This is a genomic window from Microbacterium sp. CGR1, assembly GCF_051062835.1.
GTDB lineage: Bacteria > Actinomycetota > Actinomycetes > Actinomycetales > Microbacteriaceae > Microbacterium.
The window spans coordinates 1,358,050-1,370,487 of record NZ_JAOTPG010000001.1 but is presented as its reverse complement, the minus strand read 5'-3'; the positions used below and the strand labels follow the sequence as shown (position 1 = coordinate 1,370,487).

Annotated in this window: 11 protein-coding genes; 7 read left to right on the top strand and 4 right to left on the bottom strand. The window is 66.0% G+C overall.

The features are described 5' to 3' along the window. Window positions 1–94: 94 nt before the first annotated feature. From OD997_RS06710 to OD997_RS06695, 4 genes are all read left to right on the top strand, one after another. Complete coding sequence (locus OD997_RS06710; RefSeq protein WP_434330907.1) at window positions 95–1,108, top strand: LacI family DNA-binding transcriptional regulator; 1,014 nt, start codon at window positions 95–97, stop codon at window positions 1,106–1,108. Between the two features lie 155 nt (window positions 1,109–1,263). Continuing rightward, window positions 1,264–2,784, top strand: coding sequence for a multiple monosaccharide ABC transporter ATP-binding protein (gene mmsA / locus OD997_RS06705; RefSeq protein ID WP_434332351.1), 1,521 nt, complete (start codon window positions 1,264–1,266; stop codon window positions 2,782–2,784). Further along, window positions 2,781–4,136 (top strand): multiple monosaccharide ABC transporter permease, encoded by a 1,356-nt coding sequence (gene mmsB / locus OD997_RS06700; protein ID WP_434330906.1) that lies wholly within the window; start codon window positions 2,781–2,783, stop codon window positions 4,134–4,136. The genes mmsA and mmsB overlap by 4 nt, the downstream gene beginning before the upstream one ends. A 60-nt stretch (window positions 4,137–4,196) precedes the next feature. Next, a complete protein-coding gene (locus tag OD997_RS06695) occupies window positions 4,197–5,318 on the top strand; it encodes a substrate-binding domain-containing protein (protein WP_434330905.1) in 1,122 nt (373 codons plus the stop codon). Window positions 5,319–5,421: 103 nt separating this feature from the next. On the opposite strand, the gene OD997_RS06690 is transcribed toward OD997_RS06695, so the two are convergent. Continuing rightward, window positions 5,422–6,348 carry a hypothetical protein gene (locus tag OD997_RS06690; RefSeq protein WP_434330904.1) on the bottom strand — a complete coding sequence of 309 codons (927 nt, stop codon included), beginning with the start codon at window positions 6,346–6,348 and terminating at the stop codon, window positions 5,422–5,424. 204 nt (window positions 6,349–6,552) lie between these two features. After that, window positions 6,553–6,948 carry a hypothetical protein gene (locus OD997_RS06685; protein WP_434330903.1) on the bottom strand — a complete coding sequence of 132 codons (396 nt, stop codon included), beginning with the start codon at window positions 6,946–6,948 and terminating at the stop codon, window positions 6,553–6,555. Here OD997_RS06685 and OD997_RS06680 point away from each other — a divergent pair. Then, the gene (locus OD997_RS06680) at window positions 6,947–7,174 is read left to right on the top strand and encodes a hypothetical protein (RefSeq protein ID WP_434330902.1); all 228 of its coding nucleotides are present in this window, start codon (window positions 6,947–6,949) and stop codon (window positions 7,172–7,174) included. The two genes, OD997_RS06685 and OD997_RS06680, sit on opposite strands and share 2 nt — an antisense overlap. 217 nt (window positions 7,175–7,391) lie before the next feature. Here the strand turns inward: OD997_RS06680 and OD997_RS06675 are convergent, their stop codons facing one another. Beyond that, window positions 7,392–7,916, bottom strand: a complete 525-nt coding sequence (locus OD997_RS06675; protein ID WP_434330901.1) for a hypothetical protein — start codon at window positions 7,914–7,916, stop codon at window positions 7,392–7,394. Window positions 7,917–8,239: 323 nt separating this feature from the next. Beyond that, the gene (locus tag OD997_RS06670) at window positions 8,240–9,595 is read right to left on the bottom strand and encodes a DUF222 domain-containing protein (RefSeq protein ID WP_434330900.1); all 1,356 of its coding nucleotides are present in this window, start codon (window positions 9,593–9,595) and stop codon (window positions 8,240–8,242) included. A 134-nt stretch (window positions 9,596–9,729) separates the two neighbouring features. On the opposite strand from OD997_RS06670, the gene OD997_RS06665 reads away from it, so the two are divergent. Next, window positions 9,730–10,527: a phosphotransferase gene (locus tag OD997_RS06665; RefSeq protein WP_434330899.1), complete on the top strand. Its 798-nt coding sequence runs from the start codon at window positions 9,730–9,732 to the stop codon at window positions 10,525–10,527. Window positions 10,528–10,566: 39 nt separating this feature from the next. Further along, window positions 10,567–12,378, top strand: coding sequence for an ABC-F family ATP-binding cassette domain-containing protein (locus OD997_RS06660; protein ID WP_434330898.1), 1,812 nt, complete (start codon window positions 10,567–10,569; stop codon window positions 12,376–12,378). The last annotated feature ends 60 nt before the right edge of the window (window positions 12,379–12,438 follow it).

Here is a 12,438-nt window from a genome sequence, read left to right as displayed (position 1 = left end):
GGCACCCGCGCGGCACCGGCCCGACGTGCGCTCAGTGCGCCTGGCGTACATAATGTAGAGACGATGTGACCGTGCACATACGAGGAGGTCTGTGATGTCGACCGCCTCTGAGCGCGCGCGGATGCCGAGCATCCGCGACGTCGCCCGACTCGCGGGCGTCTCGCATCAGACCGTCTCTCGTGTGCTGAATGATCACCCCAGCATCCGCCCCGAGACCAAGGCCAAGGTCCTCGACGCGATCGCGGTGCTCGACTATCGCCCCAATCTCGCGGCGAGAGCGCTGGTGACGAGCAAGTCGAACATGCTCGGCATCCTGGCGGCGACCGTCGGCGAGTTCGGCCCCACGTCGGCGATCGTCGGCATCGAGGACGCCGCGCGTGAGGAAGGCTATTCGGTCTCGACGCTGAACCTCTCGGCTACGACGCCCGAAGCCATCGGCAGTGCGCTGAGGCAGCTGGCGCGAGAGCAGGTCGACGGCATCGTGGTGCTGGCACCGCAGGTGCGCGCGTTCCATGTGCTGCGTGGAATGGCGGTCGAGATCCCGTTCGTCTCGCTCCAGACGGCGTCGGGGTCCGACGGCGTGAGCCTGTCGGCCGACCAGGTCGCCGGTGCCCGCACCGCGACGGAGCACCTGATCGGGCTCGGGCACAGCGACATCATCCACATCGCGGGCCCACAGGACTGGATCGAGGCGGAGTCGCGCATGCGCGGGTATCTGGATGCCCTGCGCGAGGCCGACCTGCCGACCTTCCCGCCCATCCGCGGGGACTGGACGGCGGACTTCGGCTATTTCGCGGGGCAGGAGCTGTCGCGCAGGCGTGACTTCACCGCGGTGTTCGTCGCCAACGACCAGATGGCGATCGGCCTGCTGCACGGTTTCCGTGACGCCGGCATCCGTGTGCCGGAGGACGTGAGCGTCGTCGGGTTCGACGACATCCCGGTCGCGGCGCACGTGGCGCCGACTCTCAGCACGGTGCATCAGGACTTCCCCGAGCTGGGGCGCCGTGCCGTGCGCATCCTGCTCGCGCAGATCAGAGGCGAGCAGGTGCCCCAGTTCGGGCCGCTGCAGACGGCCCTGCGCACCAGGGAATCGTCGGCCGCTCGATAAGGCCACAATTTCGCTCGTGGTCTTGACACGGCCTGAGCGAGCGTAGACTATGTAATCCAATGTGAACGGTCACATCGAAGGTGACCGCCCGTCGCGAGGAAGATCTTGTGAGCACCACAGCAACGTTGCCGGTCGTGTCAGGCCCCATCCTGGAGATGCGCAGCATCACCAAGGAGTTCCCGGGTGTCAAGGCGCTGTCCGACGTGTCCATCACCGTCCGCGCAGGAGAGATCCATGCGATCTGCGGGGAGAACGGCGCCGGGAAGTCGACCCTGATGAAGGTCCTCTCCGGCGTGTACCCCTACGGCACGTACGACGGGGAGATCCTGCTCTACGGCGAGGAGCAGCGCTACCGCGACATCGCGGCCAGCGAGCAGGCGGGAATCGCGATCATCCACCAGGAGCTCGCGCTGATCCCCGAGCTCTCGATCACCGAGAACATCTTCCTCGGCAACGAGATCCGTCACTTCGGCCGTATCGACTGGCAGGCGCAGCGCCAGCGCACGGTCGAGCTGCTGGCTCGCGTCGGTCTGCGTGAAGACCCCGATGTGGCGATCAAGACCCTCGGTGTCGGCAAGCAGCAGCTCATCGAGATCGCGAAGGCGCTCAACAAGGACGTCAAGCTGCTCATCCTCGACGAGCCGACCGCGGCGTTGAACGAGAACGACTCGCAGCACCTGCTCGACCTGATCCTCGGCCTCAAGGCCAAGGGGATCGCGTCGATCATGATCAGTCACAAGCTCAACGAGATCGAGCAGATCGCCGACGAGATCACGATCATCCGCGACGGCCGCACGGTCGAGACCCTCGACATCTCGCGCGGCGAGATCAACGAGGACCGCATCATCCGCGGCATGGTCGGCCGCTCGCTCGAGAGCCGCTACCCCGACCGCACGCCCGAGATCGGCGAGGTCTTCTTCGAGGTCAAGGACTGGTGGGTGCAGCACCCGACGGTCTCCGAGCGCATGGTCGTGAAGGGCTCGAGCATCAACGTCCGCCGCGGCGAGGTCGTCGGCATCGCCGGCCTCATGGGCGCGGGTCGCACCGAGTTCATGATGAGCCTGTTCGGACGCTCGTACGGCACCTTCCTGGGTGGCCAGGTCATCAAGGACGGCCGCGAGATCTCGATGCCCGACGTCGCATCCGCGATCAAGCACGGTCTCGCCTATGTCAGCGAGGACCGCAAGGTGCTCGGGCTGAACCTTCTAGACACCATCAAGCGCTCTGTCGTCGCCGCGAAGCTGTCGAAGATCTCCCGCCGCGGCGTGGTCGACGAGCGCCAGGAGTTCGCGATCGCCGAGCAGTACCGCAAGGCGCTGCGCATCAAGGCGCCGAGCGTCGAGGAGGGCGTCGGCAAGCTGTCCGGCGGCAACCAGCAGAAGGTCGTGCTGGCGAGGTGGATGTTCACCGACCCCGACCTGCTGATCCTCGACGAGCCCACTCGTGGCATCGACGTCGGAGCGAAGTACGAGATCTACGCGATCATCAACGAGCTCGCGGCCCAGGGCAAGGGCGTGATCGTCATCTCCAGCGAGCTGCCCGAGCTTCTCGGCATCTCCGACCGCATCTACACAGTCTTCGAAGGTCGGGTCACCGACTGCATCCCGGCCGACCAGGCGACACCCGAGGCCCTCATGCGCAGCATGACCTCCGCGAACCAGAAAGCATCCGCATGACCACCGACCTCACGACAACGAAGCGTGGCTTCCACTTCAGCGACATCCGCAAGATGTTCGGGAGCAACGGCACTTCGTCGCTGCGCCAGTTCGGCATCCTGGGCAGCCTCATCGTCATCATCCTGTTCTTCGAGGTCATGACGCTGCTGAAGAACCCGGCCGGCGCGACGCTGACTCCGGGCAACCTGATCAACGTCATCAACCAGTACTCGTTCATCCTGATCCTCGCGATCGGCATGGTGATGGTCATCATCATGGGCCACATCGACCTGTCCGTCGGATCTGTCGCGGCCTTCACCGGCATCATCGTGGCGAAGTCGATGGCCGACTGGAACCTCCCCTGGCCGCTGGCGATCGTGCTCGGCCTGGGCGTGGGAGCTCTGGTCGGTGCCTGGCAGGGATTCTGGGTCGCCTATGTCGGCGTGCCCGCGTTCATCGTGACGCTCGCCGGAATGCTCTTCTTCCGTGGAGCCCAGCAGTTCATCGGTGATGCGCAGACCATCCCGGTGCCCAAGGGCTTCCAGTACATCGGAACCGGATACCTGCCGGAGGTCGGCCTGCCGCTGCCGTTCAACGTGCCGACGATGATCCTCGCGCTGCTCGGTGTCGCCTGGCTCGTCTTCTGGGAGATCCGCACCCGCCGCATCCAGCACAAGATGGGCTCCGACAGTGCGCCCGTGTGGGTGAGCACGGTCAAGGTCGTGCTGCTCTCGGTCGTCGTCCTCGCCGCCGGCTGGATGTTCGCCACCGGTCGCCCCGGCACGAGCTTCCCCGTCCCGGGCATCATCCTGCTCGCGCTCGTGGTCATCTACTCGTTCGTGACCCGCAACACGGTCTTCGGCCGCCACATCTACGCCGTGGGTGGCAACCGTCAGGCCGCGCGCCTCTCGGGTGTGAAGGACCGCTGGGTCGACTTCTTCGTCATGATGAACATGTCGATGATGGCCGCTCTCGCCGGAATGATCTTCGTCGCCCGTTCGCAGGCATCCGGCCCGAACGACGGTACCGGCTGGGAGCTGGATGCCATCGCATCCGTCTTCATCGGTGGCGCTGCCGTCGCCGGTGGTATCGGAACGGTCATCGGGTCGATCATCGGTGGTCTCGTCATGGCCTTCCTCAACAACGGTCTGGCCCTTCTCGGCCAGGGCGCCGACGTCGTCTCGATGATCAAGGGCCTCGTGCTGCTGCTCGCGGTCGGCATCGACGTGTGGAACAAGCAGCAGGGCCGCCCCTCGCTGATCGGCTTCATGATGCGTCGTTCGAATCGCAAGGACGACCCGGAGGCCACGCCGACCTTCGAACCCAACAGGACTTACCAAGCCCCGCCCGTCGACAAGACGAGGGCCGAGTAAGCGGACTCTCCGCGCAGTGCTCGCACGCAGAATCCGTCACATCACACAGAAAGAGATCACATGAAGAAGATCATCGTCACAGCGACAGCGCTCGTCGCGACGGCTGCCTTCGCCCTCACCGGCTGCTCGGCAGAGCGCGGTGGAGACACCGGCTCCGGCTCCGGCGACGAGGCCGCAGCAGGCTTCGCTGCCGACTCCTCGATTGGTGTCGCGCTTCCCGACAAGACCAGTGAGAACTGGGTCCTCGCCGGTCAGCTGTTCACGGACGGACTGGAGAAGGCAGGCTTCAAGGCCGACGTCCAGTACGCTCCCGCGAGCAACACGGTCGCCGAGCAGCAGAACCAGATCCAGGCCATGGTCACCAACGGTGCCAAGGTCATCATCATCGGGGCCAAGGACGGCAAGCAGCTCGCCACGCAGGTGCAGGCGGCCAAGGACGCCGGTGCGTACGTGATCGCGTATGACCGTCTCATCGAGAACACCGAGGCTGTCGACTACTACGTCGCGTTCGACAACTTCAAGGTCGGCCAGCTGCAGGGCCAGGCTCTGCTCGACGGTCTCGCCGCACGTGCGGGCCACGAGGCTCCGTACAACATCGAGCTCTTCTCGGGTTCGCCTGATGACGCCAACTCGAAGGTCTTCTTCGACGGCGCCATGGATGTCCTGCAGCCGGAGATCGACAACGGCAACCTGGTCGTCGTCTCGGGTCAGACCGAGATCGCGCAGACCGCGACCGAGGGCTGGCTCGCGGAGAACGCTCAGAACCGCATGGACACGCTGCTCACCGGTTCGTACAGCGGTGACACGGTTCTCGACGGCGTGCTGTCCCCGAACGACACCCTTGCTCGCGCCATCATCACCTCGGTGCAGCAGGCCGGCAAGCCGGTTCCGGTCGTCACGGGTCAGGACTCCGAGGTCGAGTCGGTGAAGTCGATCATGGAGGGCATCCAGTACTCCACGATCAACAAGGACACCGCGCTGCTCGTCGAGCAGTCGATCAAGATGGTCGGCCAGCTGCAGAAGGGCGAGGAGGTCGACGTCAACGACACCGAGTCGTACGACAACGGCGCCAAGGTCGTTCCGGCGTACCTGCTCGACCCGATCATCGTCACCAAGGAGAACGCTGCCGAGGCTTACGCCAACGTGCCGAGCCTCCTCGAGATCGTGAAGTCGTACCAGTAAGCGATTCCGCTCGAACAGCGACGAGCCGTCCGGACCTTCGGGTCCGGGCGGCTCTTCGTCGACCGGAAGCGAACGTGCTGTCGGAAGATCTGCACGCCGTGCGCTAGCCCCAGAGGGGGTCGTCGGGATCGGGAGAGTCTGTGCCGTCGGCATCTGTCATGATGCGCGCTTCAGCGATCCACGACGTCAGCGGGCCATCGCGGAGGAGTTGAGGTCGCGGTGTGTCGAGCAAAGTGGAGGCGGTCACCTTGTCCAGCGGCTTATCGCTCGCGAAAATGACGACGTTGCCGAGCGGCCCTTCCGCATCTTCCGGCTCTGCGTCGAGCACGACAGCGACGTGATCGAACACGGTGCTCAGGGTCGCGGCCTGTCGTCGTGAGTATTCGAACGGATGCCCGTCGAGCAGGTTCACGGCGACTACGCCCGCTGCTGCGGAGCGCGCGGCGACTCGGCGATAGAACTCCTGGCTGGCCACACGATGCCGGATGACGGCGGCATCCCAGAGATCGACGACGGTGAAGCACGCCTCCACCCAATCGGTGTCGATTGCGGTGCGATAACTCGCTGCGTCGTCAGGTCCGGGGGACGGAGATGACTGCACCGGCGATGTCTTCTCATTCGGAATAGCGGCGTCCGCGACCGTCCGAGCGTCACCGAGGATGACTCGTATGTCGGAGCCGGGAGGCAACGGCAGCGCGTCGATGACGGCGGCGTAGAGCGCGGGTTCGAACTCCACCACCAGCTGAGGTGATCCGGCGCGCGTCGCCTGGAGGTAGCGTGCCAGCGTGAGTGCTCCGGCCCCCAGATGCACGGTGAACAGCGGCGCATCAGGCTCGGCGGCGGCATCCATTGCGCGGGCGATGTGTCGGGTGTAGCTGTACTCGAGGGCTGTGGGTTCGGTGATCGAGACGACGGACTGCGGAATTCCATCCACGCTGAGCTCGAAGCGACCGGGTCGCCTTCTCGACTGCACCAGCTTTGCCTTGCGGTTGGCTAGTGAGAGCGAGAACACCCGGCGACTCCATGGCACCTGTCTAGTTTAGGCCGGACGGAATCGGTCGGTGGTTGCCTCTCGAGGAGCAGGGCGCCATAGGCGAATATGCTCTCGGAAGGCCGACCCTCCTCGAGATCGTCGAGTCGTACGAGACAGCGATCAGCCATCTGGCAGAACAGGGCCGCTCGGACCTTCGGGCCGGAGTCTCTTTCTTGTTGGCGTGCTGCTGTGGTGCGTTCTTCAGCAGCCGATGCCGGCCGGGTTCTCGTCGCAGGTGTGGGCGACGAGCGCGGTGCGGGCCTCGAGGATGCGGATCTCCTGCGTGGTGCCGCTGGTCGTGAGCTGCCCGGGAATGTCGATCCATCCGCCGCCGAGGTCCACCTGCGCGGTGTACCGGATATCCACGCGGGCCGGGTAGACGCCCGGTTCGCGGTAGACGTGGCTGGTCGGGGTTGGCGTGAACTGTGCTTGGCCGAGCGCCGCCCAGGTCTGCCCCGGCGTCGTGAGGGTCGCGGAGCTGCCGTCGCCGTAGGTGTACTCGTATCCCGCCGGCGTGAAGCGCACGCGAAGCGGGATGCCGAACAGCTCGCCGACCTGGATCTGCGACGTCGCAGCTCCGATGAAGTTCGTCGGCATGCCAGCGATCCCGACGTTGCCCGGTTCTGAAGCCGCGTCGACGGATTCGGGTGCGAACCGCACCAGGTCGGCGATCCTGATCGTGGGTATGCCCGGTGCAGGAGGCGTGGCCGCCGTCGGGGATGCGGGCTGGTTCGAGCGCCGCGCACAGCGGGTCGTGCCGGAGTCGTTCATGCAGGCGGCGAGGTCGATCGCCTCATCGCTCGGTCCTGACGGTCCGCGCTGAGTGCCGGGCCCTCCACCTCCGCGAGGTGAGCCGGAGTTCGAGTTCGTGTTCGTGCCCGGCTGCTCCTGCGTGCCGGAGACCTCGAGCGACGTGCCGTCGGTCGAGCCGCAGAGGCCGAGTAGCGATGTCTCAGGCGCGCATCCGGTTGCGATAGCAACGGGCGGCGAAGCGAAGCTGAGAAGCGATACGACGAAGACGCAGATTGAGCGCTTTGATCTCAGCATCTCTCACCGTCCGTTGTTGTCGTGTCAGAGATCAGCAGTGATTCCCTGTCGCCCACGAAAGTTACCTCGAGCACCACCAGGTCTCCTCTTCCGGGTGGAGTGACATTGGCGCCTGTGTTGTCTAGCAGCGACAGGGTCGAGACGTCGGTGCAAACGATCATGGCTACTGACGCAACGCTCGTGGAGAGCTCGCTGGAATCGCCCTCAATAGAATTAATGCTGGCCGCACCGACCGCGGACAGGCCGCGAGACAGCAGCATGTTCTGTGTATCGATGTCGGCTTCGAGAGCTGTGCCTGTAAGAAAGCGCTGAGGATCGGCATCCGCCGCGCCGGCCCGCCGAGCGTTGCCCGCATCGTTGTACGCCCGATAGACCTCTTCCGCGGCGGCGAATGCCTCCTCCTCGCTGGCGAACGCAGGTGTCGATGTCGGTGTCGGGGGCGTTGGCGCTGGCGCGCATCCCGCGAGGCAACCGAGCGCCGTGGTCAGTGCGACGGCGGCTAGCGCGACCGCACACACAGGCGGGCGCCTCCGACGCATCCGCATCGCATCACGCATGGCCCACCGACCACTGCAGACCGATGTAGAACCGGTATACCTGCCCGGCGCCCGCCGACGCTCTTTCAGCAGCCAGGTCGGCGTCCCGACCGGGCGTCACGATGGTCGCTGAGGTGCAGCCTGCGAAAGCGCAGGTCATAAGCAAGATACTGACAACCGAGCTGAAGCGTGTGCACGTGGAGATAACTGGAGATTGAGGAGGAGTCACCGCGCCACCGTAGTGAAATCCCGCTGCGCGGCGTCGCGGTTGTCCACAGCCCTGGGGTCGGCACGCGTCGAAACCGTCAGAACGGGGCGCGCACGTCTTCCGACACGGTGAAGGTGACCGTGTTCGGTGCAGGGGGAGTGTCGATGTAGGTGCGGCCGGTCGGGCTCGTCCATTCGACCACCCCGCCCGGCTTCTGTTCGACGTGCCAGGGGGAGTGGTGCTTCAGGACGTGGTGTCGCCGACAGAATGAGGCGAGGTTCGTCTCGCAGGTCGCGCCGCCCGCCGATGCTGCGTGGTTGTGGTCGAGGTCGCATTTCCGCGCCGCGATCCCGCATCCGGGGAATCGACAGCGTTGGTCTCTCGCTCGAAGATGTCGTCGGAGATGTTTTCCTGGTCTGTATCTGTCGACCGCGAGCACCCGCCCGCTGATCGGATGCGTCATGACCCGATCCCACCCCGTGGCCGTGCCCGCGAGCTTTCGCGCGGTATCGGTGTCGATGGGGATAACCCCGTCGAGCTCGGCCGGCGGGCTGGCCGAAGCCCCGTCGAACGGCGTCTGCTCGTGTGAAGCCGCGTCCGCGTCATCTGCCATCAGGGTCGTCACCGGAACCGTGACCTCGATGCGTGCCGTGATCTCTGCGAGCAGCCCGTCTTCGGTGTCATGCCCGGTCGGCGTGCCGCTGAGCACCAGGTCGGCCAGCAGGTCGGCACGGATCTCATCGACAGTTCGGTCGTCGGCGACGAAGTCGAGCCCCTCTCGCTTCGCCGACCGCCTCGCGCGAAGGTTCTCATCGCGCAGTGCGTGAGCCATCTGCGAGAGGCGGTCGAACATTCCGTGGATCAGCGCCGCGGGCGCGTGCACATGCAACCCGGCCATCCCGTCTTCGCCGTCGGTCACCCAGACGCGCCGTTGAGCGCGTGCCTTGCGGTGTCGCTCTGTCACCGTCGTCGGAGCGAATCGCTCGGCCACTCGACGCGCCAGCGCGCGAAGCCTGTTGGGGGACTCGACTGCGGCGAGAGGAAGCATGATCGTCGCGTACGCGTGGCGGGCGCTCGGGGACTCGATGTGCGACCCGGCGTCGACGATGACCCGGGAATGTGCGGCACTGATGCGCCCCTGACCTTGCGCCTCCCACACGGTCGGGAAGAGGTCGATCAGCATTCCCGCAGCAGCCATCCGGCGCTCGATGGTGCGGTCGCTGACGTGCTGCACGGCCGCGATCTCGGCGGCGATGGTGCGGATCGAGTGGTCGCCGCGATCAGGATGGTCACCCTGTTTCGCGATGTCGATCGCCAGTCGCCCGGCGATCGCGAGAAGGCCGTCGCGAGCCGCCATCATGCTGCTCACCGTCGCCTCTGCGATCTGCAGCGACGTCACCAGATCGGCGAGTGTCGCCATCTGGGAGTCCGTCGCGTCGAGCAGTGCTGTCATGCAATAAGTAGATCAGGACCCACCGACATTAGAACGTAGTTTCGAGATATACCCGATATGCAATGAAAGAAACGTGCCAGTCGAGTCCAGCAGGGGGGACTCCCTCGCAGAACCTCCTGAAATATCCTCTCCCCATGTCCCCGGCACTCCCACCCTCACGCGAGGCCCTCGACGCCTTCGGCCTCGCGAGCGCCCACCAGCACGAGCTCCTGAACCTCCCCGGCGGGCGGGGACTGACCTGGAGAGCCGGCGACACGGTGCTGCGCCCGTCCGCCGGCGACGGCGAGACGGTGTGGAAAGCGCACGTCCTCGCACAGCTACCCCGTTCCGCACGGTTCCGCACACCGCGTCCGATCGCCGCGCGATCCGGAGAGTGGACGGTCGACGGATGGGAGGCCTGGCAGTGGCTCCCTGGCGCCGCGGATGAGACGCGCGTCATCGACGTGCTCGACGTGGCAGATGCCTTCCACAGCGCGGTCCGCAGGCTCGAGCGCCCCGACTTCCTCGATCAGGCCGACGATCCGTGGGCGAGATCCGACAGGATCGCGTGGGAAGAGGAGCCACCGCCCGCGAACGCGACCCTCCACCGTCTGATCGCTGCGTTCCGCCCGGTCTCGGCACCAGCGCAGATCATCCACGGCGATCTCCTCGGCAACGTGATGTTCGAGGCCGGAGAGGCTCCGGTGGTCATCGACTGGGCTCCGTACTGGCGTCCGACCGGCTTCGCCGATGCGATCGTCCTCGCCGACGCCGCATGCTGGCACGGTCTCGAGACCGCCGAGATGATCCGGCTCGCAGACGACCGGGACGACGGGCGGCAGTTCCTGATCCGCGCACTCGCCTTCCGGATCACGACGTTCGTACTCCTCGGCCACTGGGACGACCGGATGCAGGCGCGGCACGATCCTGCGGTCGAGACCGCCCTAGTCTGACCGGGGCGCACAGCGCGCCCGACTACCCTGGGAGGCAACATGGCACATCTTCTCGGGGCAGAAGCCCTTCACCTCGAATATCCGACCAGGGTCGTCTTCGACTCCGTGACCCTCGGCATCGAAGAAGGTGACCGCATCGGCATCGTCGGCCGCAACGGCGACGGCAAGTCGAGCCTCCTCGGCATGCTGGCCGGGATCAAGGAGCCGAACTCGGGCCGTGTCACGGTGCGCGGCGGCACGACCATCGGCGTTCTCGACCAGGCAGACACCCTCAGCGACGACCTCACCATCAGCGCCGCTGTCGTCGGCGACACCCCCGAGTACGAGTGGGCCGGCGACCCCCGCATCCGCGATGTGATCGAGGGACTGCTGAAGGATCTGCCGTGGGATGCCGAGATCGGCTCCCTCAGCGGTGGTCAGCGCCGTCGTGTCTCGCTCGCCAAGCTGCTCACCGGCGATTGGGACGTCATCGCCCTCGACGAGCCCACCAACCACCTCGACGTCGAAGCCATCACGTGGCTGGCCGGGCACCTCAAGAAGCGGTGGAGTGCGAACTCCGGGGCCCTCATGGTCGTGACCCACGACCGGTGGTTCCTCGACGAGATCTGCACCGAGACCTGGGAGGTGCACGACCGCATCGTCGAGCCCTTCGAGGGCGGCTACGCGGCGTACATCCTGCAGCGCGTCGAGCGCGACCGCATGGCGGCCGCCACCGAGGCCAAGCGCCAGAACCTCGCCAAGAAGGAGCTCGCGTGGCTCCGCCGAGGAGCGCCGGCACGAACCGCGAAGCCGAAGTTCCGCATCGACGCCGCGAACGAACTCATCGCCGACGTGCCGGAGATCCGCGACAAGATCTCGCTGCAGTCGCTCGCCGTCTCGCGCCTCGGCAAGGACGTCGTCGACCTGCTCGACGTCGGAGTGACCTACCCGACCGTCGACGGCGGCACGCGTGAGGTGCTGCGTGACGTCGAGTGGCGCATCGCACCGGGGGAGCGCACCGGCATCCTGGGCGTCAACGGCGCCGGAAAGTCCACGCTCCTCGGGCTCATCTCGGGCACGGTCGAGCCCACCGTCGGCCGGGTGAAGCGCGGCACGACCGTGAAGGTCAAGACCCTCACCCAGCGCCTCGACGAACTCGAGGACGTGCGGCGCGAGCCGGTGCGTGTCGTGATCTCGCGTCTGCGCACCTCCTACACGATGGGCGCGGGATCCAAGGCGCAGGAGCTCACTCCCGGGCAGCTGCTCGAGCGACTGGGCTTCGACTCCGCGCAGCTCTCGACCCCGGTGAAGGATCTCTCCGGTGGTCAGCAGCGTCGTCTCCAGCTGCTGCTCGTGCTCCTCGACCAGCCGAACGTGCTGATCCTCGACGAGCCGACCAACGATCTCGACACCGACATGCTCGCGGCGATCGAGGACCTGCTCGACTCGTGGTCGGGAACCCTGCTGGTCGTCAGCCACGACCGGTACTTCCTCGAGCGCGTGACGGATCAGCAGTTCGCGATCCTCGACGGTCACCTGCGGCACCTCCCCGGAGGGGTCGACGAGTACCTGCGTCTGCGTCAGCTGCAGACCTCGGCCCCAGGCAGGTCGCAGACCGCGGTCAATACCGAGAAGAAGGCGCCCAGCCTCGACGGCGCCGCCCTGCGCGCAGCGCAGAAAGAGGTCTCGTCACTGGAGCGTCGCATCCAGAAGCTCACTCAGCAGGTCGATAAGGCGAAGACCGCTCTCGCAGATCACGATCAGTCGGACTTCGCCGGCCTCGGCGACAAGATGAAGTCGATCAGCGATCAGCAGGCCGAGATCGAGGAACTCGAACTCCGCTGGTTCGAACTCACCGAAGAACTCGACTGAACTGACCCCTCGCGATCCTGCCTCCGTGGGAATACGGTGGCAGTGCGATGCGCTGTGCTC

Coding starts and splice junctions, on each gene's coding strand:
- OD997_RS06710 (WP_434330907.1), top strand. CDS start 95: ATGTCGACCGCCTCTGAGCGCGCGCGGATGCCGAGCATCCGCGACGTC.
- mmsA (WP_434332351.1), top strand. CDS start 1,264: ATGCGCAGCATCACCAAGGAGTTCCCGGGTGTCAAGGCGCTGTCCGAC.
- mmsB (WP_434330906.1), top strand. CDS start 2,781: ATGACCACCGACCTCACGACAACGAAGCGTGGCTTCCACTTCAGCGAC.
- OD997_RS06695 (WP_434330905.1), top strand. CDS start 4,197: ATGAAGAAGATCATCGTCACAGCGACAGCGCTCGTCGCGACGGCTGCC.
- OD997_RS06680 (WP_434330902.1), top strand. CDS start 6,947: ATGCCAGCGATCCCGACGTTGCCCGGTTCTGAAGCCGCGTCGACGGAT.
- OD997_RS06685 (WP_434330903.1), bottom strand. CDS start 6,948: ATGCCGACGAACTTCATCGGAGCTGCGACGTCGCAGATCCAGGTCGGC.
- OD997_RS06670 (WP_434330900.1), bottom strand. CDS start 9,595: ATGACAGCACTGCTCGACGCGACGGACTCCCAGATGGCGACACTCGCC.
- OD997_RS06665 (WP_434330899.1), top strand. CDS start 9,730: ATGTCCCCGGCACTCCCACCCTCACGCGAGGCCCTCGACGCCTTCGGC.
- OD997_RS06660 (WP_434330898.1), top strand. CDS start 10,567: ATGGCACATCTTCTCGGGGCAGAAGCCCTTCACCTCGAATATCCGACC.